The following is a 24,723-nucleotide window of genomic DNA, read 5'->3' on the forward strand; positions in this document are numbered from 1 at the left end:
TCAATACCTAAAATCTAAGGAAGGTATTTAGCAGGATTGACAGCTTTCCCACGGTAACGAATTTCAAAGCGAAGCGCGGTAACCGAAGACTCTGAATTGCCAATTTCTGCTATTTTTTGTCCTGCCTTAACTTTTTGCTTTTCTTTTACAAGTAATTTCGAGTTATGTGCATAAGCACTAAGATAATCATCATTATGTTTCAAAATGATTAAATTACCATAACCTCGAAGCGCGTTACCCGCATACACCACCGTTCCTTGTGCAGCGGCTAAAACTGTAGCCCCCATTTTATTAGTAATTTGTAAGCCTTTATAGCCGTTTTCCTTATTAGAAAAGCGTTTGGTAATTTTGCCCTTTGCTGGCCAAAACCACTTTAATTTATCGCTCGACAACTGCTTTTGGTTACTAACTTTATATTTGGCTTGTTTTTGAACATACTCTCGTTTTTTTGGCTGATCAAGTCCTTTCTTTAATTTTTTGTTATTATTTTGTATGTTTTTTCTAGACTTTTTACTCGAATTCGTATATTTTTTTGAACTTTTAATTTTTTTGATAGTGGGAGAGAAAGAGATTGACTGGCCTGGATATATAACATAAGGACTTGAAATTGAGTTGTTTTTAGCAAGTTCTCTAAAGTCTTTTCCTGCGCTAAATGCGATTGAATAAAGTGTATCTCCTTTTTGTACTGTATATTTGCCATCTACAATGTTAATTAAATGGTTTGATTCATTAACATTATTATTTAAACTACTAACGGGCGCTGGAACATGGCGAGATGAACAACCAAAAAGAAAAACACTAATGAACAAAGCAACATAAAGCATAAATTGTCTATTCATCGTGCTTTTCTCCATGTTTAAGTAACATTATTTTATATAGCTTAACGCAACAAAAAGTACGCAACGGCTATTAATATTACTAATCCCCAGCCAAGCACTTCAATATACTGACGTAATTTTTTCTCCATTTGCGCTCCGCCCCATTTCATAAGTGCAGCAACTAGAAAAAACCGAGCACCGCGCCCGATTGCTGAAGCAATTAAAAACGGTAAAAACGCCATCTGTAAAACGCCCGCACCAATTGTAAATACTTTATAGGGTATGGGTGAAAAACCAGCTAAGAACACCACCCAAACGCCATACTCTTTAAACCAATTTAATGCTACATCAAACTTTTCTTGCCAATGCATCTGTGCAATTAGCGGCTCTACAACAGGTTCAAAAAGCCAAAAACCAAGTAGATAGCCAATTACCCCGCCCAGCACAGATGCAATCGTTGCGAAGCTTGCAAAACGCCACGCCTTACTAGGTTGAGCCAGCGACATTGGCGCTAACATTACATCGGGTGGGATAGGAAAAAAAACAGACTCGGCAAAACTCATTCCTGCTAAATAACGCTCCGCATGGCGGTGCTTTGCCCATACTAGGGCCATATCGTACAACTTAGTAAACAACTTCAAAGTGAATTCCTATTCAATATCACCAGGTACCAAAGGTACAAATCTTACTGGTGCAATAACATGCTCTGTAAAGCTTTCGCCCTTTCGAATAACCATTATTAATTTTTGATCAGCTTCGCCAACCGGCGCTAATAATACACCGCCATCGGCGAGTTGACTTAACAAACCTTGAGGTAAGGTAGCAGCCGCAGCGGTAACAATAATACCGTCAAATGGTGCTTGAGATTGCCAACCTTGCCAGCCATCTCCATGTTTCATTGTTACATTGTATAAATCAAGCTGCTGCAGACGCCGTTTAGCCTGCCATTGCAAAGCTTTGATCCGCTCAACAGAATATACTTTAGTAAACGTTTTAGCCAATACCGCTGTTTGATAGCCAGAGCCCGTGCCGATTTCTAATACTTTATCGCGCACGCCGGCCAACCTCAAAAGCTCCGTCATACGGGCTACAATATAAGGCTGCGAAATAGTTTGCCCTTGCCCAATAGGTAGCGCTGTATTTTCATAAGCTTTGTGCTGCAATACGTCGTCAATAAATAAATGACGAGGTATACCTGCAATGGCATCAAGTACGCCTTGATCCTCAACACCTTCGCGTTTAAGTAAATCTGATAACGCTTTCGCACTTCGCGTGTAATTAGCGAGCACGATTTATCTCCAAATTAGATAACCAGTCCCCAACTGCCTTAATGCTATTATGTGCGGTCATATCAACACTGAGTGGTGTCACCGATGCAAAACCATTATTAATGGCGTAAAAGTCAGTTCCTTCACCTGCATCACTCTCTGTGCCAAGCGAGCCATACCAGTAAATACTTCGACCCCAAGGGTCTGTTTGCTTGGTCATAGTTTCAGCTTTATGCCGAGCGCCTAAACGCGTAACCTGCACACCTTTTAATTCACTTAGTGGAACATCTGGCACATTAACATTAATAATTTGGTCTTTTGGTAATGGGTGCGATGCAAGTTCTTTAATTATATTAACTGTTACCGCGGCCGCTGTTTCAAAGTGCTCGCCATTGTGTGAGCAAAGTGAAACTGCAATAGCAGGCAACCCCAAATGACGACCTTCGGTCGCTGCAGCAACAGTGCCTGAATAAAGCGTATCATCACCTAAATTGGCACCATGATTAATGCCTGCCACAACTAAATCTGGTTTTTGGTCAACAAGCTGATTAACACCTAAATGAACGCAATCGGTTGGCGTACCATTAACTGACATAAACCCATTTTCAAGAGTTGTTGCACGCAATGGGTTCATTAATGTGAGCGAGTTACTTGCACCACTGCAATTGCGATCTGGTGCCACCAAAGTGACGTCTGCAATTTTTGTAAGCGCGTTATATAAGACCGCTATGCCTTTAGCATTAACGCCATCATCGTTACTTAACAGTATCTTCATTTATGCCATTATCCTTTTCTTTTCGCTCTTTTGGACTTGCATCTGTATAGTCCACCAGCTCACGTAGTAATGCGGTTGCAAAACATCCTTTAGGTAAACCAAAGCTCAGCTTAAGTGTGGTGTTATCAAGTGTTTCTACAGCCAAGTTATCAGGAATCAAACGCAACATTCTACGCTCGTTTTTAAGCCCTAATTCACCCAGGCCTTCACACCAAGCCTGATAGGGTTTAAGCCATATTTTTTCTTGCTCAGTTAACCCTTTATCACTTTTGCCTGCCATTGGTGCCGACATTACAATATCACCAGAGGCCAAACGTGCTATGTTTTCGTCGTTAATTGCATCTTCAAAAAATGCATTACTGCCGCTGAGCATAAATACTTCGCGGTGCATCGTTTTAGCTAAACCGTGTTCTTTCACACGTAAACTTACAAGTTGATTAAAAATATGTGAACGCGCAGCTGAAATTATAATACCGCGTAACTTTTTATCGCGAATACGTTCGCCGGCAAACATTTTTTCGGCCATAACCAAATTATGCCCATCGCGGCCAAAACGCTGCTCACCAAAGTAGTTTGGCACACCAGCACGCACAGCATTTATGCGGCATAATATATCAAGCGGCTCGGTAACATTACGAAGGGTAATGGTAAATTTATTGCCCTTGTGGCAACCGGTGCGTAATTTACGCTCGTGGCGCTGTTGCGACACTATAAAAATGCTTTCGCTATTTAACTCTGTAAAATCTATATGCTTTTTAATGGGCACTTTTACACTAAACCATTGGCTACATACACCATGACGATCTTTCATGCCCGCGTAGCTTACATCGCGAGGGGATACACCGGCTTTTTGCGCGATAATTTTAGCCACGTATTGTGTGTTTTCGCCTTTTTTAACCACCTGCAAGCATACATGCTCACCGTTACCTGTAAACTCTATACCTAGATCTTCATCTACCATAAAGTCTTCTGCAGTGGTTTTAAAGTCAGCTTTTGAAAGCGGTGCGCCGTATAAATAATTTAAGTCGCTCATGCGTTTTTTGTACTCGCAAGCTCTTTACTCATAATAACCACGGCATGACTAGAAATACCTTCTTTACGTCCTTCAAAACCCAACTTTTCAGTTGTTGTAGCCTTAACATTTATTTGGCTAAGGTCGCAGTTTAAATCATTAGCTAAATTTACACGCATAGCCTGTATGTGCGGCAGCATTTTTGGTGCTTGTGCCACAATGGTGACATCGCCGTTTCCTAATACATAGCCTTGCTCTTTAGCTAACTTAACAACATGACGAAGCAAAATGCGGCTGTCTATATTTTCATATTCGCTCGCTGTATCAGGAAAGTGCTTACCAATATCGCCCATAGCGAGTGCACCTAGAATAGCATCACATAATGCATGAATAGCTACATCGCCATCTGAGTGTGCTAAAAAGCCTTGTGGGTAATCAATTTTTTCACCACAAATAGTTAACGGGCCTTCGCCGCCAAATTTATGTACGTCAAAACCATGGCCAATTCGTATCATACTGCACTCTCGTTTTGTTGTTTATTTAATAAAAACCCTGCCAAAGCTAAATCTTCTGGCGTGGTTATTTTAATATTATCGCTACGACCCGCTATAAGTTTTACTGGTTTGTTTACCCACTCAATTGCACTGGCTTCGTCGGTAATAGGCACCCCACTTTGTAGCGCATTTTGCAGCGCATTTTTAAGGTCACTGTACTTAAAAAATTGAGGGGTAAGCGCTTGCCATAAATCATCCCTTGGTACGGTTTGCTTTGAGTGTGTATCGCCGCGTTTGATGGTGTCTTTTACTTTAGTGGCTAAAATTCCGCCTTCATTTGCACTAAGGCACTCACTGATAAGGCGCTCTATGTCTGCTAGGTCAACCAATGGGCGCGCTGCATCGTGCACTAATACCCAATCAGGAGGATTGGGTGCTAAAAATAACAAACTATTAAGTACTGAATCAGCACGTTCTTTGCCACCACTTGAACGAACAATGCGCGCATCGGTTAATGGTAGTTCATCAAAGTATGGGTCTGTATCGCTAAGGGCAACAACAATAGTTTGTAGTTGTGGTAATTGAGATAGTTTAGTTAGGGTGTGTTCTAAAATTGTTTTACCCGCTAACTGTATATATTGTTTAGGTGCATTGTGCTGCATTCTGCTGCCTACACCTGCTGCGGGTACAATCGCAACGATAGTTTGTTTATTTCTCATATTGGTTGCCCGGTAAAACACGAATAAATGTTTCGTCCGGCTTAATCATTCCTAATTCGTTTCGGGCACGTTCTTCAATGCCTTCAAGGCCAAGCTTTAAATCTTCTATGTCGGCTTTGAGCACTTTATTACGTTTTATCAACTTTTCGTTAGTGTCTTGGTGGGTTGCCACTGCCCCTTTTAAGCGCGAGTAATCTTGCACACCATTTTGACCAAACCATAACCTGTATTGAACAAACAGTGCTAAGCACAGTAAGCACACTTGAAAAACACGCATTTAACACTCCTTATTTAATAATTTAAAAGTTTTAACTTAACTAAGCTAATGGGCGTTTTATATTGCGCCAATTAATGTTCCCTGCCAGTAGCATTTCACGTAATGATAATACACGTGGTGTGCAACGCTTTGAAAACTGCCACTGATGCCCACAGCACGCTGCAGCTAAACTCAACTTACTTGGCTTTAAAAGTTGTGCATATTGCTGCTCTAGGCCGTTGCCTAAAAAATCAAACCACCCTAGCTCGTTGCAATGCAACTTGTTTTCAGACACCTGATCAATACTGTCTATCCTAAGGTGTAATTTGTCGTACTGGTTTACTATCACCGGAACAATTAGTCCCACTTTGGCATGCGCTTGAAAAAAAAGTTCATTGGCTTGTTTATTTACATCGGGCGGCGTTGCTTTTTGTTTTTCGAGCCACGAGCCATTTTGTGCATCAAGCGTAAAAGGCGAATGCCCGTTTACTACAAGCGATGCAGCTCGTTCAATGTAATAAGGCAAACTTTTTAACTGCCTACGCAACTTATCGGCATTAGGTTCGGCGACTAAACGCTGAACTTCTCGCTGATAAAATGCATTGCACAACTGCGCATAAAGCGCCTTTTGCGCATCAGTTTGCCAAATTTCAACTTGCTGCTGTTCACCAAGTGACTGATTTTTCGCGACCAATTGCTTTACTCAAAAACATTCAGATAACTGTTTTATAACATAGTACTGAATAGTTTTTAAGCACACATAATAAATTAAGCGCTTGGTTTTTCACCTAACTTAGCTTTACCCGACTCTAAAAATTGCACAACACTGTTGCGCTTTTTACCAACTAGTAAACTGCCATCGGCTAAAAACATAAAGTTTTGCCAATTACGTTTAAATACGTCAAACGTTGTTTCAATAACATTATCGCGCGCCATACAAAAATATACCGTGGTATTTGCTTCCCACCCTAAAAACTCTAAAATTTCTTGAGGTGGTAAAGCATCGCCATTTTCCCAAGCTGCTTCCCAGTTAACTTCATCACTAAAACTTTTATCTTGACCGCACCACATACTGTCATCAAAAAAGTCGGGGTGGTCAAACTCCCGGCTTACCATTGTGCTCCAAAGCACAGCAGCGCGCTCGTCGCTCATTGCTTTTATTTTAGCTGCGTCATCACTTGATACCGGAATGTCTTTATGGCGAAAAACCCACGCTTTTCTGTAATCATCTAACGAAATATAGTTCATAATATTGGCAAATTAGTTAGCATTAAAAGTGCAAACACAAATTATACAAGAGATTGAAGCATGACTACAGCACTAAAACTGGGTTTATATCAACACTACAAAGGCCCGCAGTACAAAGTTTTATATCAGGCAACACATAGCGAAACAGACGAACAATTGGTGATATACCAAGCCTTATATGGTGAGTTCGGTATTTGGGCACGACCACTTAGTATGTTTTTAGAAACCGTTGAAAAAGAGGGCAAAACTATACCTCGTTTTGCCTACCTTGGACCTGCAGATTAACTGTGGCATTATAACCCCATTCAATACTGCTCAGACCAGACAAGGGTACACCGTGCAATTTAATTCTACTGACAATTACATCGCAAGCAGCTCGCTAAAACAGGCTGTAAATGCTGCTATTATGCTTGAAAAACCATTACTTATTAAAGGTGAACCTGGTACAGGCAAAACGATGCTGGCCGAAGAGCTTGCGAAAAGTTTAGACACCGAGCTTATTCAGTGGCACATTAAATCGACCACCAAAGCACAGCAAGGTTTATACGAATACGATGCCGTATCGCGTTTGCGTGACAGCCAGCTAGGTGATGAGCGCGTGCATGATATTGGCAACTACATTGTTAAAGGTAAGCTGTGGCAAGCATTTACCTATGCCGAGCTTAACGGCAAACGCCCCGTTTTACTCATTGACGAAATAGACAAAGCCGACATTGAGTTTCCAAACGATTTACTGCTCGAACTTGATAAAATGGAGTTTCACGTTTACGAAACAGGTGAGCGCATTATCGCAAAAGAGCGCCCTATTGTGATCATCACTTCAAATAACGAAAAAGAGCTGCCTGATGCCTTTTTACGCCGCTGTTTTTTTCATTATATTGACTTTCCAAGCAGCGAGGAAATGCAGCAAATTGTTGATGTACATTACCCTAACGTTAAACAAGATTTAGTACGCCAAGCATTAGAAGTATTTTTTAACTTACGTGAAGCCAACGGCCTTAAAAAGAAGCCCTCGACCAGCGAATTACTGGATTGGTTAAAACTTTTAATGGCAGAGGATATAGACGCTAAAACATTACACGACAAAAGCCAAAAAGGCGGCTTAATGCCGATGTTTGGCGCACTGCTTAAAAATGAGCAAGACATAAGCCTCATCGAAAAACTTGCGTTCATGAGCCGCCGTTAATATGTTGATTGCGTTTTTCTTCAAATTACGTGAATACCGCTTACCGGTAAGCCTGCGCGAACTACTCGATTTAATTAACGCCTTAAAAAAAGGCGTTATATTTGCAGACGTAGATGCCTTTTACCATTTGGCCCGCACCATAATGGTAAAGGACGAAACCCATTTTGACCGCTTCGACAAAGCCTTTAGCGACTATTTTAGCGGTATTGCCGACTTAGACCTACTCGAGAGTTTAAAGCAACAGCACAACTTACCTGAAGATTGGCTACGCAAAGAGTTTGAAAAAAACCTAAGCGATGAAGAAAAAGCCCAACTAAAAGCGATGGGCGGGCTCGACGAGCTCATGAAAACCCTGAAAGAGCGTTTAGAAGAGCAACAAAAACGCCACGCAGGCGGTAATAAATGGGTAGGCACCGGTGGTACATCTCCTTTTGGCGCGTATGGTTATAACCCTGAGGGCGTGCGTATAGGACAAGACGGCAACCGCAACCGCCAAGCGGTAAAAGTGTGGGACAAGCGCGAATACCGTAACCTAGACTCAGACCGCGAAATTGGCTCACGCACTATAAAACTCGCCCTTAAAAAGCTGCGCAAATTTGCCCGCACCGGCGCAAGTGACACCCTGGATTTAAACGAGACCATTCGCGCAACCGCCAAGCAAGGCGGCATGCTGGATGTAAAAATGGCACCCGAGCGCCACAATGCGGTAAAAGTATTAATGCTGTTTGATATTGGCGGCTCAATGGATGACTACATTCATACCTGCGAAGAATTATTTAGCGCAGCCCACAGTGAATTTAAGCATTTAGAGTTTTACTACTTTCATAACTGTTTATACGAGCACGTTTGGCAGGATAACCAACGCCGCCATTCAAACATCATCGACACCATGACGCTGATTAATAAATTTACCAGCGACTACAAAGTCATATTTGTGGGTGATGCCACTATGGGCCCATACGAAATAGCCTACCCTGGCGGCTCGGTAGAGCACTACAACGAAGAGCCAGGCAGTGCATGGTTATCACGCATAACTAACCATTTCGATAAAGTAGCGTGGCTCAACCCACAACCGGTTGAACACTGGCCGTATTATCAATCAATTGGCTTTATAAAAGAGCTAATGAACAATCGCATGTACGCGCTGAGCTTGGATGGGATAAGTAGAGCGATAAAAGATCTGAGTTAATACTGAGTATTAATAAAATGCATTCTTAAATTATAAAGATATATTCTCAATAAAATGGGGGGGATTTTGTTGAGAAATCTAATATGACTAATTTACTTTAACCGTGAAATACCGACTAGAACACAAATAGCGCCACCGACCATACCAGCCCACGCTTCAATTGGCGTATCGCCGCTTAATGTTCTGCTGATTTGCGACGCAGCTGCATCGTAAACATTGTAGCCCCACGTAGCTAATGCTGCGCCAACTACTACAAGTACTATTCCTAAAATTTTATTATTCATTTTTTCTCCAAATATTACTACTATTTACCTGAATCAGTTAAGTACCAACACCGCTATATAGTTAACGCACACCTTAGGTAGTTAACGTAACTTGAACAGATAATATAGAAAGTCATAACTATTTTTTAAGTGTAAAAATACAACCTTTGAAGTTATTATTTACATCCAATATATACAGATTGCTAACCAACAGTACCCTCTGAATAACTCTACATTTTAATCATCGCAAGTGTAGTCAGGTATAATAAACAGAGTTATAACAATCAATGTTAGTTTACGGTTTCAATTGCGCAGTCGAGGAGTTTATTGAAAATAAAGGGCTATATGAGTTAAATATTTAGAAGCGAGCCCCTTAATAAAAGAGGCTCGTAAATATATTACTTAGCGTAATACTTACCAGTTATCAGTTTATTATAAATGCTTTCATAATACTTAATTTTTGGCTCAATATTAGAGTTTGGAACTAAAGAGTTACTCGAATAAAAGTAATAAGGTTCAAATATATCTACCTTATTGACTTGCACATTCCCTACTTCACTTACAATTAAATCAAAAACATGCCACATTTCATCTGCACCTTCACTAGGTGGAGTAAACACATACCTACGGTCGTCAATTAATAACTCAACCTTAGTCGTATCAGAGTCAATTTCTGGAGTACCAGAATAATTATGTACTTTGTAAGAGTATGTTCCTGGTAAAGCAAACTCTGGTATAGAGATCACCTCAGGGCCATAACTAGTGACATCGTCAACGTCTAAAAACATAACTACGTCGTTTACTATTACTTGCTCATTTCCAAAATAAATATGGAACTGTTCGCCGTTCGTACTTGAAGGCCCCCATAAATGAGAATCCAAATCAGTTGGCATTAATCCCCAATTTAACTTTATCTTAGTAAATGCTTCATTTAAAACAACACACTCACTTAGAGTAATATCAGTATTAAAAGTATCAATAGAAAATGTACGACTTTGAATACCAGCCGAAGATGAAATAAGAACAGTACTATTCATCTTTGCAGGTATTGAAAAGTCGCCATTTTCATCAGTAACCGCTGATGACGAACCTATATAGTCCCTGCCTTCTGAATTAATTTGTACACCTTCAAGTCGATTTTGATCCTTGTCTTCAATACAACCATTTATAAAAATAGTTTCATATATCCGATCAGCATTCCATGTAGTAAAATGGGAAACCATTCCGGAATAGTAATTTCCTTGTGGTCCAGATACTAACTCAACCTGCCCCTCTTCTATCCAAAGGCCAGAGTTATTGTCAAAGTAATATAAAGGTACCGTTCCATCTAGCTCACCAACAGCTGGAATATTTATTTTGGCTTGCATATTTTCAGTCAAATTAAGTTCAACGCCATCAGCATCTTCAAAAGTAACCGTTATCGCTCCAAAAGACTCAATAGGTTTAATCTCTCCATTAACATCTTTAGTAATCATTTCACCGGGCATAAGGTTAATATCAATAGCAGGGTTTATAATTGTGAGCTCTGCATTGACGAGTCCTGTAGCTAAAGTCCCATCCGCTCGCTGCAAGCTGTTAGCAGGTAACTCTACAAGTACAAAATCCTCAACTGAAAGATTATTCTCGATAGTTGGATCAAACGATATCTCAGCCTGAACAGGTTGTAATAAGATATTATTAGACAAGTCTATTTGCTCTTCATTTAAGCCTATAGCCATCTCAGCAAAGCCAGAAGCGTCACTGATAATAGACATGCGTTCAGTAATGTATATATCTTGGATAGAAAATGTAACAATCCCATTTTCATCAGAGACCGAATCAGCTAGGATTTCATTACCATTCGTCAAAAAAGCATCTGCATTTGGAATTACATCTTCAGTGTAGTAATTTTTTATAACCGCTGAAATACCTTGAAAGAATTGCTCATCAAGTATGAATGAAGCTCTTACAGGTAATACTCCATCTTCTTGTCCATCTCTCACTTCAACTGTTAAGTTATACTCAGTTGTCTCTGAAGCTCTGGCTTGATAAGTAATTACACCGTTTTGATCTATTTCCATTCCTTCAATTTCAGGGGAAACTGAAAACGAGAAGTCACCATTTTCTATATTATCGTCAGGATCAGTCAAAACTAATTGAAAACTAAAATCATCCCCACTTTTAACTGTTTGATTTGGTATGAGGGATAATACAGGGGTATCATTAACCGGAGTAACGACTACTTCAAATGATTGAATTACATTATCATTTTCCCCGTCATTAACGGCAACAACTACTTCACCTGAGCTTAATACTCCTTCGGTAGGAAGCCATTCAATTAAGCCTGTTTCAGATATAGACATACCCTCTGGGAATGAACTGAGTGTAAACGTCAAATCATCTCCATCATCTTGAACTTCAACTAAATAAGTATAAGTATTGTCTTCGATAGCAGAGGTTACCGCTTCAGATGTTATTAGAGGCGCATTATTTACAATAGCAACTTCATTATTAGTCGCTTTCTCATTTGAATCTGAAGAGCCACATGCGGTTAAAATAGTTACAAGAGGTAAAACAAGTAGGGATTTGAGTTTAAATTGATGTTCCATTATATTTCCTTATATTTATCAACGGCAAAGATATTAATCATAAAAAAACATTAAAACAACCTTTATTTAACAAGTAGATATGGAAAAATGAGATCTTTGTAAATAAGTTTAGCAACTTAAAAGCATTGAAAGAAAAGGTTAAAGGTGATTTCTCTATCTACGAAATTTTTTATACTATTTAAAAAAACTTACACATTCCAAACCCTAAACTATCGCCATCACGTTTTACATAACCATAATGTGTATAAAAGCTTTCTTTACCGTGAGCACTTAATAAACCTACTGTAGCGCCATTAGAACAAGTGTTGGTTAAGTAGTTTTCAATGTGGGTCATAACTAAATGACCAATGCCTTGTTTTTGATAGCTTGGCGCAACAATTATATCTTGAATATAAAAATACATTGCGCCATCACCAATCACTCTCCCAGTGCCTATTAACTTATCAGTGTCGTATACAGTGACCCAAAAAAGTGAGTTTTCGATGCTTGCTTTTAATGTTTTATAGTCAGGGTTTTGCCACTTTACTTGTTTACGTAAATTAGCGAATTCATCCAGTGCTGGAGCTTTAAGTTCAACTTTATAACCCATAATATCCTCTACTCACTTTAAAGGAATTTACTCATAAACAAGCTATACGGGTCTGGCTCATAATTCCCAAACGGTTCGCACTCTTTAAAACCAAATTGGACGTAAAGCTTTTGTGCAGGTAAAAATGCCTTAGCAGTGCCGGTTTCTAAGCTAAGTTTTTTATACCCTCGCCGTGTTGCTTGCTCAATAATGTGCGTGAGTAACTTAGCCGCTATGCCTTGGCGTAAATAGTTGCTTGAGGTGCGCATTGATTTAATTTCGCCATGCGTTGTATTTAGCGCTTTTAATGCGCCGACACCCGCTAAGTTATTATCAATCCATAAGCTATAAAAGGTTATATTGGGCTGAGTGAGTTTAGTTACATCAAGTGCATGTATGCTTTCTATGGGGGAGTGTTTTAGCATATCGTTATGATGCGCTTGTAGTAGCTTAATAACGTGTGGGTTTGAAAGCTCGCCTGTTCTAATATCCATTTATGCCTCGTTTAATCCTAAAATTTTATATTTTAGGGCTTTAATTGAAGCCCTAAAGTAAGTGGCTATATTTAGGCTGCTAGCTTCCACACCACAAACGCAACAGCAAAACCAACTAAATACACTAAGCCTAACCACGTTAAGCTGCGCAATAGTGCGCTATGTTTAATGGTGGGCTCTGAGCGCACTAGGCTAAAGTTAAGCCATGCAAAAACGGGGGTGGTTACAAAAGCAAGTGTCATGGCAAAGGTAAGCATGGGGCCAAGAGCTGATTTAAAAAATAAAATAACGGCCATGCCTGCAAGTGCTTGCAGTACAAGCCAAATATTTAAACTGTGTTGAGATTGCTTAAAACCAAGCAATTTATGTGACTCGTTAAGCGTGCGGGCGTAGCCGTCAAGCACGGTGAGCGTAGTGCCAAACATACACAAAAACGCAATGGCTGATACCAGCGGCCTTGCCCACTCACCAATAGTGAGTGCGTACATATCAATAAGCTGTTTAGCAAAGGCAACACCGCCAAGCTCAATACTGCTGCTTTGCCCGTATTGCACCAGCACACCTAAGCTAAAAAATACCAATGCTAAGCAGGCTGTTAGCCAATAGCCAACGTTAAAATCAAACAAACCTTGGCTTTTAGTAACCGCTTGCTGGGCTTGCTTTTCTTTAAGCCAAAGCGAGCTAAGGGCTGATATTTCTATGGGTGCTGGCATCCAGCCCATTAACGCGACCATAAAGCTGAGCATAGCCAGTTCGTACGGTGGCGGGCCAATATAGTCAGCTGGCGCCATTGGGCCGTTACTAAATGCGATAACTAGCGCAATAACAGTAGCGAGCGTTAAGAGCCCCATAATGCCTTTAGCAACGCTATCAAGCGCTTTAAAGTGACCTAACAATAATATGGCTAAGCAAACACCGAGCAATATCCAACATAGCAGGGTTACCTCTATCACTACAGGCAGTGCGTAATGCAGTAAGCTGGCGGTAAGTAGTAATACGCCTGCGGTATTAACAACTGCAGCGAGTATGTTTAGGCCAATAAAACTATAAAAATATACCGGGCCTTTGTTTTTATAGCCTTCTACTAAACTGTTTTTAGTGGCTAAGGTGTATTCCATACCAAAGCGAAAAAACGGATATTTTAATACGTTAACAGCCAGTATTAACCAAAATAGTTGCCAGCCAAATAGCGCGCCAGCCTGAGTAGATGCAACTAAGTGAGACCCACCAATTGCTGCGGTTGCCATTAAAATACCAGGGCCTAGTGCGCCTACGTGAGATTTCCAAGAAGTGTGTGTTTGCTGCATTAATTTCTCAAATTATGTGTGTTATTCACTCTGGTTATTAATTTTCACAATTAATAACACCGAAGGCTGCATAACTTACCTAAATTAAAGGCAATAAAAAAGAGCCGTAAGGCTCTTTTTTATAGTACTTTGGGACTAAATATTATTTTAGTTCCATCTCTTGGATGATTTCGTGCGCTATTTCTGGCGTTGTACTTACAGGCTTTTCGTGTAAATTTGCTTTTATTTGCCCTTTTCGATGTTTTAGTGCTGCATCGAGTTTTTTAGCTGCGCTTGCAATAGCTGGGTACATTACTTCGTTTTCCCCTTTTACTGATATTCGCGCACCTTCGTAATTAGTGCTAATTTCGGCTTGGATTTTATGATGCTCTTTAGACAAGATCATATCGAGAGAAATAAGTGATGGAAAGTGGCTCTCAATTTTAGAAAATTTTTCGTTGATGTGCTCTCTAATAGAGTCAGTAACTTCAACATGGTGACCAGAAAGATTAATTTTCATAGGGTATCCTTTTATTTGTTACCTCATAAATAGTATTGGGGGCTATTTAGATTAACACAAGGAAAAAAGAGAGATATTTGAGGTTTATTTGCGGTTTTTGGTGATTTAAATCATGTGTTGCGCAAAGTTTATGCAAAGCCCATAAACCATGGGCTTTCAGACGTCTAGCTGTGCTAGCTATTAATCTGTGTACGAGCAACAGTAGTCGGCAAAATCACTTACTTTTACTTTAAAGCTTACGTTAGCGTCTACATTAAACGATTCGCCCGCGTTAAATGTTTTCCACTCGCTTGCCCCTGGTAATAAAATATCCCACTGGCCACCTAACAACTCCATGAGTTCTTTTTTACTGGTATCGAATACAAACTCACCCGGCTGCATAAAGCCTAATGTTTTGGTAGTTCCATCGCTAAATACAACCGTACGGCTTGACACTTTACCGTCAAAATACACGTTGGCCTTTTTAACTACGCTTACATTTTCAAACTGAGACATTTTAGCTCCTGCTATTAATTTAAAGATCTTTATTTATAAATTTTATCGCACTACCTTGCCTGATAGCTTACTTTCTTGCAAGAAAAGCAGTAACGCTTAATACCAATTCGCAATAATACTTAATCATTTTCAGGGGCTAAAAGTGTCGCTATCTGCGTTAAAAAATCCTCATTTAGAACAACTAAATAACGAATTTTTTGCCTAGCTATCAACACGTTTATCTATCCTCAAAATAGATCACTTAATTAAGCGGATTGGTATAAGATGAAGTTGTTTCATATATGGGCATAAAAAAACCCGCACATTGGCGGGTTTTTAAGTTACTTAACTTATTTAATCAAAAACGATTAAAAAAGTGCGTTTGCTTTACTTACAATGTTTTCAACCGTAAAGCCAAAGTGCTCAAACAACTCGTTAGCTGGTGCAGACTCACCAAAGGTGGTCATACCGACTACGGCGCCATTTAGGCCTACATACTTGTACCAATAATCAGCAATACCTGCCTCTACCGCTACGCGACGTGAAACGCTTGCTGGTAATACGCTTTCTTTGTACTCAGGCGATTGATCTTCGAATGCATCAGTACATGGCATAGATACAACACGTACCTTTTTACCTTGGCTGCGTAATTCAGTAGCTGAATCTTGTGCTAATTGCACCTCAGAACCGGTTGCAATAATAATTAGCTCTGGGTTGCCGTCACAGCTAAGGATGTAACCACCCTTTTTGACGTCGCTTAACTGTTGTGCGTCACGCGCCTGTTGCTCAAGACCTTGGCGTGTGAATATTAACGATGTAGGACCGTCTTTACGTTCAATAGCTTGTTGCCATGCAATTGCTGACTCAACTTGGTCACACGGGCGCCAGTTATAAAGGTTAGGCGTTAAACGCATGCTGGCAATTTGCTCTACTGGTTGGTGAGTTGGACCATCTTCACCTAAACCAATTGAATCGTGCGTGTATACAAAAATGCTTGGTTGCTTCATTAATGCAGCCATACGAACCGCATTGCGTGCGTATTCCATAAACATTAAGAACGTTGCACCGTAAGGAATAAAGCCTTTATGAAGTGCAATACCGTTCATAATTGCCGACATACCAAACTCACGCACACCGTAGTAAACGTAGTTACCACTTGCATCGTCCGCTGTTAGGCCTTTAGAGCCTTCCCAAATTGTTAAGTTTGAACCTGCTAAATCGGCAGAGCCGCCCATAAATTCTGGTAATAATGGACCAAATGCATTTAATGCATTTTGTGACGCTTTACGAGATGCTGGATTTGCCGGGTTTGCTTGTAACTGCTCAATATACGCTTGTGACTTTTCAGCCCAGTCGGCAGGTAAATCTGAATTTGTACGGCGTTTGTACTCAGCTGCAAGCTCTGGGAATGCTTTTGCATAGGCTGCAAACTTTTCGTCCCAGCTTGATTCAAGTTCTTGGCCTTTAGCTTTTCCATCCCACTGTGCGTAAATGTCTTCAGGGATTTCAAATGCATCACCCGTCCAACCTAAAAACTCACGCGATGCTTTAATTTCGTCATCGCCAAGTGGTGCACCGTGACAGTCGTGGCTACCCGATTTATTCGGTGAACCGTAACCAATAATTGTTTTACAACAAATTAGTGTTGGTTTATCAGTCACGCTTTTTGCTTCGCTAATTGCAGCACTTACTGCATCGCTGTCGTGGCCATCAACGTCACTAATTACGTGCCAGCCGTACGCTTTAAAACGTGCTGGTGTGTCATCGCTAAACCAACCTTCAACTTCACCATCAATAGAAATGCCGTTGTCATCCCAAAAAGCAACCAGCTTGCCAAGGCCTAATGTGCCGGCAAGCGAACAGGCTTCATGCGAAATGCCTTCCATTAAACAACCGTCGCCCATGAATGCATAGGTATGGTGATCAACAATGTCGTGACCTTCACGGTTAAATTGTGCCGCAAGCGCTTTTTCAGCAATTGCCATGCCTACCGCATTTGTGATCCCTTGGCCTAGTGGGCCCGTAGTGGTCTCGATACCTGGCGCATAACCGTATTCTGGGTGGCCTGGTGTTTTAGAGTGCATTTGACGGAAGTTTTTAATTTCGTCCAACGGTAAATCATAACCACTTAAGTGCAATAAAGAATAGATAAGCATTGAACCGTGGCCGTTTGACAGTATAAATCGATCTCGGTCTGCCCACTCTGGATTTGATGGATTATGTTTTAGATAATCGCGCCATAATACTTCTGCGATATCAGCCATGCCCATAGGGGCTCCAGGGTGACCAGATTTGGCCTTTTGTACTGCGTCCATTGACAAGACGCGAATAGCATTTGCAAGTTCTTTGCGAGATGGCATGAATTCTCCTACCTTATATATGTATTTGCGCGGGTATTTATGTGTTCGTTTATGTACTCAAGTTACAAGAGCACTTTTATTGCGACCATTCTTACTTATTGTGGGGGCTGTGTGCAATTAAAAACCCTATAAAAATGAGGTATTATGAATATTTTTTAAGACCATAATGTCATAACTAATTTAATTTAGACGTCTAGGCGTAAAAACACTATGCAAGGTGTTTCGTTTTAGATAAAATACGCCCCTTAATTTTTTAGCGCTAATACCGACGTTTGTGAAGCGCAATATTTGTGAGCATAATTACAATGGCAAAACATTTATTTACTTCTGAATCTGTTTCTGAAGGTCATCCGGATAAAATCGCCGACCAAATCTCTGATGCGGTTCTTGATGCTATCCTAGAGCAAGACTCTCATGCCCGCGTTGCGTGCGAAACATACGTGAAAACAGGTATGGTTATGGTTGGTGGTGAAATCACTACTAGCGCATGGGTTGATATAGAAGAAATTACGCGTAAAACAGTACGTGAAATTGGCTACACTCACTCAGACATGGGTTTTGATGCTGACTCGTGTGCAATTTTAAACACCATTGGTAAACAGTCTCCAGACATTAACCAAGGTGTTGACCGTACTAGCCCAGAAGAACAAGGCGCTGGTGACCAAGGCTTAATGTTTGGTTACGCATGTAACGAAACTGAAGTGTTAATGCCTGCACCTATTACGTATTCTCACCGTTTAGTTCAACGTCAAGCACAAGTACGTAAAAGCGGCGAGCTTAACTGGTTACGTCCAGATGCAAAATCTCAAGTTACTTTTGCATACGAAAACGGTAAGCCAGTAGGTATTGATGCGGTTGTTCTGTCAACTCAGCACAGCGAAGACATCTCTCAAAACGATTTAGTAGAAGCTGTGATGGAAACCATCATCAAGCCAGTACTTCCTGCTGAACTAATCACAAGCGCAACTAAGTTTTTTATTAACCCAACAGGCCGATTTGTAATTGGTGGTCCAATGGGTGACTGTGGTTTAACAGGTCGTAAAATCATTGTTGATACATACGGCGGTATGGCACGTCACGGTGGTGGTGCTTTCTCTGGTAAAGATCCATCAAAAGTTGACCGTTCAGCTGCATACGCTGCACGTTACGTGGCTAAAAACGTAGTGGCTGCTGGCCTTGCTGATAAGTGTGAATTACAAGTATCTTACGCAATAGGTGTTGCAGAGCCAACTTCTATTAGTGTTGAAACGTTTGGTACTGGTAAATTAGAAGAAGCACGTTTAATCGAATTAATTCGTGAACATTTTGACCTACGCCCTTACGGCTTAATTCAAATGCTTGATTTAGAGCGCCCTATCTACCTTCCTACTGCAGCTTACGGCCACTTTGGCCGTGACGAATTCCCATGGGAACGCACAGATAAAGCTGACGCACTTCGCGCAGCAGCGGGTCTTTAGGACTAAAGCAAAAAAACGGCCCTTTTAAGGGCCTTTTTTATAGCTAGCAATTATGTAACGCAACGCTAATTCATAGTTTAAAAAATAACTATTAATTGGTCCTCGAACTTTTTTATACTTTAGGTATATACTCATTTAATTATAAAGCTTTAGGGATATTTAAATGACCGATAACTTTCGCGTTATGTTTGCTGGACTCGCTGATAACGTTGACTCAAAAACAGCGTGTACAACACTGGCGGCAAAACTAAAAATCTCAGAAGAAAAAGTAGCCTTATTTTTTAAAGGTAAGCCTTTATTTGCGCCTAGCGATAAAAACAAAGCATTAAAACAAGCTAAGCTACTTGTTGGAATGGGTATTAAAAGTAAACTTCAAGCTGTATCGACAAATACTGAAAAAACCACTCAAACGGTAAGTGGTAGCCAGCGAGATGAGCGTATTTTTGACGCATTAGACTACATAACCAGCAGTTTAATCAGGCTAGAAGAAAAACTCGAAGACCTCGAGCAGCGCTTACCTGAAAACCAAACAAAAACCCCTGAAGTAGATGAAGACGAATGGCAAGACGAAGAGCTATTACTGGACGAGGAGCTAATAACTCAGCCTAAAAAACGCAGTAATGCATTGCTTTATTCGTTAATAGCTACGGTTGTTACGTTGCTTATTATACTTGCGGTGTACTTGGCGTTTCCTGCTTTATTTGCTTTTTAATTAGTTGGTAAGTTTGAAAAATGAGCGATTCACGCGCCCAAATAAGAAAATCTATTCGCGAATTACGTAATAATTTGTCTAATGAACAGCAAAATTTAGCATCTCAATCTTTAAGTATGAATTTTATTCAATACTTAAAAACAAAAAAAACAGCTAAAAATCAACATATCGCCATTTATTTAAGTAACGACGGAGAGCTTGATACCTCCTTGTTAATTAAAGAATTATGGAACTTAAATCACGTTATTTACCTACCAGTAATACACCCATTTAATGGCGCCACTTTGCTGTTTCAGCGCTATGAGAAAAACTCACCCATGAAGGCAAATCGCTATGGTATCTTTGAACCTAAGCTAAATTGCAGTCAAATATGCCCTTTACCCGAGCTGGACTACTTACTTATGCCATTAGTTGCATTTGATAATCAAGGTAATCGCTTAGGAATGGGAGGTGGGTTTTACGATAGAACACTGGCTCGTTTACACGATGAAAACTGGCAAAAACCACGACTTATAGGCCTTGCACATGAGTGCCAAAAAGTTGATGTATTGCCAATAGAGCCTTGGGACGTACCGCTTAAAACCATAATAACACCCAACAAAAATTACTGCTGGTGATGTGATTATTCGCATACTTGCAGCACACATTTGACATACATGAGCACAAAATAATGACACAAGACGAATTAAAAAAAGCAGCAGCATGGGCTGCACTCGAGTTTGTAAAAGAAAACACGATAGTAGGTGTAGGCACAGGCTCAACCGTTAATCACTTTATTGATGCCCTTGGCACAGTTAAAGACACTTTAGTAGGTGCAGTATCAAGCTCTGAAGCTTCTACAGCACGTTTAAAAGAGCTCGGTATTGAAGTGTTTGAGCTAAACGATATCGATGCACTCGATGTTTACATCGACGGCGCGGATGAAATTAACGCTCAAAACGAAATGATTAAAGGCGGTGGTGCTGCACTTACCCGTGAAAAAATTGTGGCTGCAGTTGCTAAGCAGTTTGTGTGTATTGTTGATGACACCAAACTAGTGGACACATTGGGGGAATTTCCGCTTCCAGTTGAAGTTATTCCAATGGCGCGCAGCTACGTAGCACGTGAGTTATTAAAGTTAGGCGGCGACCCAGTCTACCGCCAAGGTGTGGTTACCGATAACGGTAACGTTATTTTAGACGTATATAATTTAAATATTACCAATGCTAAGCAACTTGAGACAGATATAAATCAAATTGTTGGCGTAGTTACCAATGGCCTATTTGCGATGCGTGGTGCTGATAAAGTAATTATCGGCACTAAAAATGGGCCTCAAATTAAATAGGATGAGGTTATGAGTAAGGTATCGTTAGCAAAAGACAAAATTAAAATTCTCTTGCTTGAAGGTGTGCACCAAAGCGCAGTTGAAACGCTAAAACGAAATGGTTACAGCAATATAGACTACGTTAAAACATCGCTACCTGAAGACGAGCTTAAAGAACGTATTAAAGACGCTCACTTTGTAGGTCTGCGTTCTCGTACTCATATTAACGAAGCTGTTTTAGATGCTGCAGAAAAGCTGATTGCCATTGGTTGTTTTTGTATTGGCACAAACCAGGTTGACTTAAGTAACGCTCGCCAGCGTGGTATTGCTGTATTTAATGCGCCATTTTCAAATACACGCTCTGTTGCAGAGCTAGTACTTGGTGAAATACTGCTTTTACTTCGCGGTATACCTGAGAGAAATGCTGCGGCTCACCGTGGTGAGTGGCTAAAAACAGCAACGGGTTCATTTGAAGCACGTGGTAAAACGTTGGGTATTATTGGCTATGGCCACATTGGTACTCAGCTAGGTATTATGGCTGAAAACATAGGTATGAACGTCGAGTTTTACGACATTGAAGATAAGCTAACACTGGGTAATGCAAAACAAGTGCATAACTTGACTCAGCTACTTCAGCGCTCTGATGTAATTAGTTTGCATGTGCCAGAAACACCACAAACCAAAAACTTAATCGGTTCGGCAGAGCTTGCGGTAATGAAACAAGGCGCTATTTTAATTAACGCCTCTCGCGGCACCGTTGTTGATATTGACGCCCTTGCAGAATCACTTAGCGAGAAAAAGCTAAGTGGTGCAGCAATTGACGTGTTCCCTGTTGAACCTAAATCTAACGATGAAGAGTTTGTATCGCCACTACGCGACTTCGATAACGTTATTTTAACGCCGCATATTGGTGGTTCAACTCAAGAAGCTCAAGAAAATATTGGTATTGAAGTGGCAGGTAAATTGGCTAAATATTCAGATAACGGCTCTACAATTACCGCCGTTAACTTCCCTGAGGTATCACTGCCAGAGCTTGCTAACCGTAGTCGCTTATTGCATGTTCACCACAACCGCCCAGGTGTGTTAACGCAAATTAACCAAGCGTTTGCGCAGCACGGTATCAATATAGCAGCTCAGTACTTACAAACTGATGAAGCAATTGGTTATGTGGTTATTGACGTTGATACCGACCACTCTGAAGTAGCGCTTAAAGAGCTAAGTGCGGTTGAAGGAACAATTAGAGCGCGTATTCTTCACTAAACATTATCTATAATAAAAGCCGCATTTGATTAAACAAGTGCGGCTTTTTAAATTATGATTTAACAACTTATCGTGATTAGTCGCCTTTAACTTCTAAATTTATAAACTTAACCAGTTCTTCTGGCTTACCAGCTAGCATCATTAATTGCTGGTTAACTTCCATCATAGTTTGGCCTTCAGGCAATTTTGCTGAAACAGTTAACGAATTTAAACCGCTGGCAAAGCTGGTTAACGCATTCGCTATTTCTTCAGTTACAGGCGCTTGCTCTAACTGCTGGGCTAACATTGCTTGCATTTGCTCAATAGTCATACCTTGCTTTGAAAGCTCACTTTCTAATAACTCTTTAAGTTTACCTTGGTTATTTATAACAAAGCTTGCGTTACGGGGTTCAAGCTTGCTCATTGCTTGCATCATACGTGTTTGCTGTTGCAGTTGCTGCTCATAAGTTAGAGGGGTATCACCCGCTTGCTTTTGTTCTTTGCTCATCGCAAGCGACGTATCCATAAGCGGTTTAGAATTAGCTAGCCCTAAGTCCATATTAAAACTGACCACATCTTGAGCATTGAGCTTTACAACCATATCGCTTTCACCCGACTCTTCATTATAATCAAGAGATGAATGCAGATTGTAACTTGCTGATGCTAATATGGCATTTGTGTCAGCAGGCAGTGTGGCAATAAAGTCTTTACTGAGCGTCAGATTTTTTACATCAAGCGATGTATGCGGTGAAATTTTATCGGTTTCGTAGCCTTTAACTTCAATACTTTGAACGTTGGCTACACTCTCGCCCTCAGGGCTTATTACTTCCATACTTGTAATTTCAACACTTTTTGAAATAACACTTGCAGATAAGCCAGCATATTTAAATGTTGCACCCGTTTGCTCACTCACCATGGCCAGCTGCTTGTCTACTTCAGCACGAACCTCTTGGGTTGCAACATAGTTAGCATAGCTAACGCCGCCAACACCTGCGGCAATAATCGCTGCTGCTATAATTAATTTTTTCATGTTATTTCCTTATTCTATTTTTTTATAAAAATGGTATTAACCCAAGAGTAACATTGCATACCAGTCGCTGTAAGCGTTAATTAATCAGGCTCAATAACTCATGTACCGTTTTTACTGGAATTATTTTAGCGCCTAGGCCTTCCATTGATTTATGGTAGTTACGAAACGGGATAAATATTTCTGTAAAACCATGCTGTGCAGCTTCTTTAACTCGTGGTACGCCGCTGTCTATTGGGCGCACATCACCGTTTAAACTCAACTCCCCCATAATACAAGTGGTTCGAGGCACAACAAATTCGTTCAAGCTACTTAGTAACGCAGTAACAAGGGCTAAATCTATACAGGTTTCTGATTCATCAATTTTTAAACCACCCACAATATTAAAAAAGGTGTCGTGAAATATTTTTGTTTTTGTATGTTTACGTAAAATACCTGTGAGCATTTTTATGCGGTTCATATTTAAACCGACACAAACACGCTGTGGAAATTCAGCCTCGGTTTCTGTTGTTAAACATTGTATTTCAAGCAATAGATTCCGATTACCTTTACGGATACAGGTAATAGACGACCCCGGGGATTCAGTCGTCGAGCCCGATAAAAATATCTCACTCGGGTTGTCTACGCTTAACATTCCACGCTCACACATTTTAAAAATACCCACAGTATCAATGTCACCAAAGCGGTTTTTATTGGCACGTAGGGTACGTATTTGTCCATCATTGGTGTCTATGTGTAATAGCGCATCAACAATATGCACCAAGGTTTGCGGGCCTGCAATTTCGTTATTTTTATTCACGTGAGCAATAATAAACATGGTCACATCATTCTGCTTACAATATTGAGTTAATGCTTGAGCGGCACTTTTAACTTGCGAAGGAGAGCCTGGACTGCCATTTGCAGTATCTGTAACAACGGCTTGAATGGAGTCGATGACTGCAAACTTTATTTTATTTTTATCAAGCTCTTCAATAATAGTCTCAACGCTGGTTTCTGAAAGCAAATAAAGCTCATCGGCGTTATAGTCTAACTTTAAGCGGTTAACACGATTTTTAAACTGCGACAAAGACTCCTCAGCGGTACAGTAAAGAGACGGCATACGCTTTGACATTCTTGCTACCAAGTCAGATAAAAGCGTTGTTTTACCCGCACCAGGATCGCCCGAAATAATATTTACAGAACCCGTAGTAACACCACCGCTTAAAACACGGTCAAGCTCGCCTATTTCTGTGAGTTGCTTTTCAGCTTCAACAGTTGCTATGTCATTAATTTTTTTAGAACCACCGCCAATACCTCCGGCATAACCGCCAACACTTGAGCGCGCTGTTGCTTTCTTACTTTGTCCTGCTGAAGGTTTAAATTCAGCTAACGTGTTCCACGCACCGCAACGACACTGCCCCTGCCAACGTTGATAGTTCATGCCACACTCTGTACAAACAAACTCTACTTTTGCCGCTTTAGCCATTA

At 40.5% G+C, this 24,723-nt stretch carries 28 protein-coding genes; 8 read left to right on the plus strand and 20 right to left on the minus strand.

Translation table 11 applies throughout. The annotated features are described in order from the left end of the window. Nucleotides 1-14 precede the first annotated feature (14 nt). From R0J88_RS08130 to R0J88_RS08175, 10 genes are all read right to left on the minus strand, one after another. Entirely contained in the window at nt 15-839 is an 825-nt protein-coding gene (locus R0J88_RS08130) for a peptidoglycan DD-metalloendopeptidase family protein (protein ID WP_410899631.1), read from the minus strand. Nucleotides 840-880: 41 nt separating this feature from the next. Next, entirely contained in the window at nt 881-1,459 is a 579-nt protein-coding gene (locus R0J88_RS08135) for a YqaA family protein (protein ID WP_008126892.1), read from the minus strand. Between the two features lie 9 nt (nt 1,460-1,468). Beyond that, complete coding sequence (locus R0J88_RS08140) at nt 1,469-2,107, minus strand: protein-L-isoaspartate(D-aspartate) O-methyltransferase (RefSeq protein WP_008126889.1); 639 nt, start codon at nt 2,105-2,107, stop codon at nt 1,469-1,471. Next, on the minus strand, nt 2,097-2,861 hold the full coding sequence (gene surE, locus R0J88_RS08145; RefSeq protein ID WP_006791959.1) for a 5'/3'-nucleotidase SurE: 765 nt from the start codon (nt 2,859-2,861) through the stop codon (nt 2,097-2,099). Before surE ends, R0J88_RS08140 begins: the two co-directional genes overlap by 11 nt. Beyond that, nucleotides 2,842-3,894, minus strand: a complete 1,053-nt coding sequence (gene truD, locus R0J88_RS08150) for a tRNA pseudouridine(13) synthase TruD (protein ID WP_006791958.1) — start codon at nt 3,892-3,894, stop codon at nt 2,842-2,844. The genes surE and truD overlap by 20 nt, the downstream gene beginning before the upstream one ends. Further along, nucleotides 3,891-4,388 carry a 2-C-methyl-D-erythritol 2,4-cyclodiphosphate synthase gene (gene ispF / locus R0J88_RS08155; RefSeq protein WP_008126885.1) on the minus strand — a complete coding sequence of 166 codons (498 nt, stop codon included), beginning with the start codon at nt 4,386-4,388 and terminating at the stop codon, nt 3,891-3,893. The genes truD and ispF overlap by 4 nt, the downstream gene beginning before the upstream one ends. Next, on the minus strand, nt 4,385-5,086 hold the full coding sequence (ispD, locus tag R0J88_RS08160) for a 2-C-methyl-D-erythritol 4-phosphate cytidylyltransferase (protein ID WP_410899632.1): 702 nt from the start codon (nt 5,084-5,086) through the stop codon (nt 4,385-4,387). Before ispD ends, ispF begins: the two co-directional genes overlap by 4 nt. Beyond that, nucleotides 5,076-5,363, minus strand: coding sequence for a cell division protein FtsB (ftsB, locus tag R0J88_RS08165; RefSeq protein ID WP_006791955.1), 288 nt, complete (start codon nt 5,361-5,363; stop codon nt 5,076-5,078). The genes ispD and ftsB overlap by 11 nt, the downstream gene beginning before the upstream one ends. A 40-nt stretch (nt 5,364-5,403) precedes the next feature. After that, nucleotides 5,404-6,036: a hypothetical protein gene (locus R0J88_RS08170; RefSeq protein ID WP_006791954.1), complete on the minus strand. Its 633-nt coding sequence runs from the start codon at nt 6,034-6,036 to the stop codon at nt 5,404-5,406. 74 nt (nt 6,037-6,110) lie between these two features. Then, nucleotides 6,111-6,590, minus strand: coding sequence for a DUF2947 domain-containing protein (locus R0J88_RS08175; RefSeq protein ID WP_410899633.1), 480 nt, complete (start codon nt 6,588-6,590; stop codon nt 6,111-6,113). Between the two features lie 60 nt (nt 6,591-6,650). Here R0J88_RS08175 and R0J88_RS08180 point away from each other — a divergent pair, with 60 nt between their 5' ends. The 3 genes from R0J88_RS08180 to R0J88_RS08190 are packed head-to-tail and all read left to right on the plus strand — an operon-like array spanning nt 6,651 to nt 8,965. Then, a complete protein-coding gene (locus tag R0J88_RS08180; RefSeq protein ID WP_006791952.1) occupies nt 6,651-6,875 on the plus strand; it encodes a DUF1653 domain-containing protein in 225 nt (74 codons plus the stop codon). 52 nt (nt 6,876-6,927) lie between these two features. Next, complete coding sequence (locus R0J88_RS08185) at nt 6,928-7,776, plus strand: AAA family ATPase (RefSeq protein WP_058428479.1); 849 nt, start codon at nt 6,928-6,930, stop codon at nt 7,774-7,776. 1 nt (nt 7,777) lies between these two features. Further along, on the plus strand, nt 7,778-8,965 hold the full coding sequence (locus R0J88_RS08190; RefSeq protein ID WP_410899634.1) for a vWA domain-containing protein: 1,188 nt from the start codon (nt 7,778-7,780) through the stop codon (nt 8,963-8,965). 92 nt (nt 8,966-9,057) lie between these two features. Here R0J88_RS08190 and R0J88_RS08195 read toward each other — a convergent pair whose 3' ends face one another. The 8 genes from R0J88_RS08195 to tkt all read right to left on the minus strand — a co-directional run bounded on the left by R0J88_RS08195 (nt 9,058) and on the right by tkt (nt 17,518). Continuing rightward, on the minus strand, nt 9,058-9,249 hold the full coding sequence (locus tag R0J88_RS08195; RefSeq protein WP_410899635.1) for a DUF3185 family protein: 192 nt from the start codon (nt 9,247-9,249) through the stop codon (nt 9,058-9,060). 377 nt (nt 9,250-9,626) lie between these two features. Beyond that, nucleotides 9,627-11,816: a putative Ig domain-containing protein gene (locus R0J88_RS08200; RefSeq protein WP_410899636.1), complete on the minus strand. Its 2,190-nt coding sequence runs from the start codon at nt 11,814-11,816 to the stop codon at nt 9,627-9,629. A gap of 178 nt (nt 11,817-11,994) precedes the next feature. Continuing rightward, nucleotides 11,995-12,405 carry a GNAT family N-acetyltransferase gene (locus R0J88_RS08205; protein ID WP_410899637.1) on the minus strand — a complete coding sequence of 137 codons (411 nt, stop codon included), beginning with the start codon at nt 12,403-12,405 and terminating at the stop codon, nt 11,995-11,997. A 17-nt stretch (nt 12,406-12,422) separates the two neighbouring features. Beyond that, nucleotides 12,423-12,878 (minus strand): GNAT family N-acetyltransferase, encoded by a 456-nt coding sequence (locus R0J88_RS08210; RefSeq protein WP_410899638.1) that lies wholly within the window; start codon nt 12,876-12,878, stop codon nt 12,423-12,425. 71 nt (nt 12,879-12,949) lie between these two features. Next, entirely contained in the window at nt 12,950-14,185 is a 1,236-nt protein-coding gene (locus tag R0J88_RS08215) for an NRAMP family divalent metal transporter (RefSeq protein WP_410899639.1), read from the minus strand. A 142-nt stretch (nt 14,186-14,327) separates the two neighbouring features. After that, entirely contained in the window at nt 14,328-14,684 is a 357-nt protein-coding gene (gene hpf, locus R0J88_RS08220) for a ribosome hibernation-promoting factor, HPF/YfiA family (protein ID WP_006791946.1), read from the minus strand. Nucleotides 14,685-14,864: 180 nt separating this feature from the next. Then, nucleotides 14,865-15,179: a pyrimidine/purine nucleoside phosphorylase gene (locus tag R0J88_RS08225; protein ID WP_006791945.1), complete on the minus strand. Its 315-nt coding sequence runs from the start codon at nt 15,177-15,179 to the stop codon at nt 14,865-14,867. A gap of 347 nt (nt 15,180-15,526) precedes the next feature. Continuing rightward, entirely contained in the window at nt 15,527-17,518 is a 1,992-nt protein-coding gene (tkt, locus tag R0J88_RS08230; RefSeq protein ID WP_203984545.1) for a transketolase, read from the minus strand. Nucleotides 17,519-17,823: 305 nt separating this feature from the next. Here tkt and metK point away from each other — a divergent pair, with 305 nt between their 5' ends. The 5 genes from metK (at nt 17,824) to serA (ending at nt 22,250) form a co-directional block, all read left to right on the plus strand. Next, on the plus strand, nt 17,824-18,975 hold the full coding sequence (gene metK / locus R0J88_RS08235; RefSeq protein ID WP_006791943.1) for a methionine adenosyltransferase: 1,152 nt from the start codon (nt 17,824-17,826) through the stop codon (nt 18,973-18,975). Between the two features lie 163 nt (nt 18,976-19,138). Further along, entirely contained in the window at nt 19,139-19,687 is a 549-nt protein-coding gene (locus R0J88_RS08240) for a hypothetical protein (protein ID WP_006791942.1), read from the plus strand. 20 nt (nt 19,688-19,707) lie between these two features. Further along, on the plus strand, nt 19,708-20,304 hold the full coding sequence (locus tag R0J88_RS08245) for a 5-formyltetrahydrofolate cyclo-ligase (RefSeq protein WP_410899640.1): 597 nt from the start codon (nt 19,708-19,710) through the stop codon (nt 20,302-20,304). Between the two features lie 53 nt (nt 20,305-20,357). After that, nucleotides 20,358-21,011, plus strand: coding sequence for a ribose-5-phosphate isomerase RpiA (gene rpiA / locus R0J88_RS08250; protein WP_058428471.1), 654 nt, complete (start codon nt 20,358-20,360; stop codon nt 21,009-21,011). Nucleotides 21,012-21,020: 9 nt separating this feature from the next. Then, nucleotides 21,021-22,250 carry a phosphoglycerate dehydrogenase gene (gene serA / locus R0J88_RS08255; protein ID WP_006791939.1) on the plus strand — a complete coding sequence of 410 codons (1,230 nt, stop codon included), beginning with the start codon at nt 21,021-21,023 and terminating at the stop codon, nt 22,248-22,250. A gap of 76 nt (nt 22,251-22,326) precedes the next feature. Here the strand turns inward: serA and R0J88_RS08260 are convergent, their stop codons facing one another. Both R0J88_RS08260 and radA read right to left on the minus strand, forming a co-directional pair. Beyond that, a complete protein-coding gene (locus R0J88_RS08260; protein ID WP_248518526.1) occupies nt 22,327-23,259 on the minus strand; it encodes a hypothetical protein in 933 nt (310 codons plus the stop codon). Nucleotides 23,260-23,335: 76 nt separating this feature from the next. Beyond that, nucleotides 23,336-24,721 carry a DNA repair protein RadA gene (radA, locus tag R0J88_RS08265; RefSeq protein WP_010555824.1) on the minus strand — a complete coding sequence of 462 codons (1,386 nt, stop codon included), beginning with the start codon at nt 24,719-24,721 and terminating at the stop codon, nt 23,336-23,338. Between the last annotated feature and the right edge of the window lie 2 nt (nt 24,722-24,723).

The sequence above is a fragment of the Pseudoalteromonas sp. SIMBA_162 genome (assembly GCF_046535955.1).
In the GTDB taxonomy this organism is placed as follows: Bacteria; Pseudomonadota; Gammaproteobacteria; order Enterobacterales; family Alteromonadaceae; genus Pseudoalteromonas; species Pseudoalteromonas marina.

Excerpts from the sequence above, each read along its gene's own strand:
- R0J88_RS08130 (WP_410899631.1), bottom strand. The coding sequence starts at position 839 with ATGAATAGACAATTTATGCTTTATGTTGCTTTGTTCATTAGTGTTTTT.
- surE (WP_006791959.1), bottom strand. The coding sequence starts at position 2,861 with ATGAAGATACTGTTAAGTAACGATGATGGCGTTAATGCTAAAGGCATA.
- truD (WP_006791958.1), bottom strand. The coding sequence starts at position 3,894 with ATGAGCGACTTAAATTATTTATACGGCGCACCGCTTTCAAAAGCTGAC.
- ispF (WP_008126885.1), bottom strand. The coding sequence starts at position 4,388 with ATGATACGAATTGGCCATGGTTTTGACGTACATAAATTTGGCGGCGAA.
- ispD (WP_410899632.1), bottom strand. The coding sequence starts at position 5,086 with ATGAGAAATAAACAAACTATCGTTGCGATTGTACCCGCAGCAGGTGTA.
- ftsB (WP_006791955.1), bottom strand. The coding sequence starts at position 5,363 with ATGCGTGTTTTTCAAGTGTGCTTACTGTGCTTAGCACTGTTTGTTCAA.
- R0J88_RS08175 (WP_410899633.1), bottom strand. The coding sequence starts at position 6,590 with ATGAACTATATTTCGTTAGATGATTACAGAAAAGCGTGGGTTTTTCGC.
- R0J88_RS08180 (WP_006791952.1), top strand. The coding sequence starts at position 6,651 with ATGACTACAGCACTAAAACTGGGTTTATATCAACACTACAAAGGCCCG.
- R0J88_RS08190 (WP_410899634.1), top strand. The coding sequence starts at position 7,778 with ATGTTGATTGCGTTTTTCTTCAAATTACGTGAATACCGCTTACCGGTA.
- R0J88_RS08195 (WP_410899635.1), bottom strand. The coding sequence starts at position 9,249 with ATGAATAATAAAATTTTAGGAATAGTACTTGTAGTAGTTGGCGCAGCA.
- R0J88_RS08200 (WP_410899636.1), bottom strand. The coding sequence starts at position 11,816 with ATGGAACATCAATTTAAACTCAAATCCCTACTTGTTTTACCTCTTGTA.
- R0J88_RS08205 (WP_410899637.1), bottom strand. The coding sequence starts at position 12,405 with ATGGGTTATAAAGTTGAACTTAAAGCTCCAGCACTGGATGAATTCGCT.
- R0J88_RS08210 (WP_410899638.1), bottom strand. The coding sequence starts at position 12,878 with ATGGATATTAGAACAGGCGAGCTTTCAAACCCACACGTTATTAAGCTA.
- R0J88_RS08215 (WP_410899639.1), bottom strand. The coding sequence starts at position 14,185 with ATGCAGCAAACACACACTTCTTGGAAATCTCACGTAGGCGCACTAGGC.
- hpf (WP_006791946.1), bottom strand. The coding sequence starts at position 14,684 with ATGAAAATTAATCTTTCTGGTCACCATGTTGAAGTTACTGACTCTATT.
- R0J88_RS08225 (WP_006791945.1), bottom strand. The coding sequence starts at position 15,179 with ATGTCTCAGTTTGAAAATGTAAGCGTAGTTAAAAAGGCCAACGTGTAT.
- tkt (WP_203984545.1), bottom strand. The coding sequence starts at position 17,518 with ATGCCATCTCGCAAAGAACTTGCAAATGCTATTCGCGTCTTGTCAATG.
- metK (WP_006791943.1), top strand. The coding sequence starts at position 17,824 with ATGGCAAAACATTTATTTACTTCTGAATCTGTTTCTGAAGGTCATCCG.
- R0J88_RS08240 (WP_006791942.1), top strand. The coding sequence starts at position 19,139 with ATGACCGATAACTTTCGCGTTATGTTTGCTGGACTCGCTGATAACGTT.
- R0J88_RS08245 (WP_410899640.1), top strand. The coding sequence starts at position 19,708 with ATGAGCGATTCACGCGCCCAAATAAGAAAATCTATTCGCGAATTACGT.
- rpiA (WP_058428471.1), top strand. The coding sequence starts at position 20,358 with ATGACACAAGACGAATTAAAAAAAGCAGCAGCATGGGCTGCACTCGAG.
- serA (WP_006791939.1), top strand. The coding sequence starts at position 21,021 with ATGAGTAAGGTATCGTTAGCAAAAGACAAAATTAAAATTCTCTTGCTT.
- R0J88_RS08260 (WP_248518526.1), bottom strand. The coding sequence starts at position 23,259 with ATGAAAAAATTAATTATAGCAGCAGCGATTATTGCCGCAGGTGTTGGC.
- radA (WP_010555824.1), bottom strand. The coding sequence starts at position 24,721 with ATGGCTAAAGCGGCAAAAGTAGAGTTTGTTTGTACAGAGTGTGGCATG.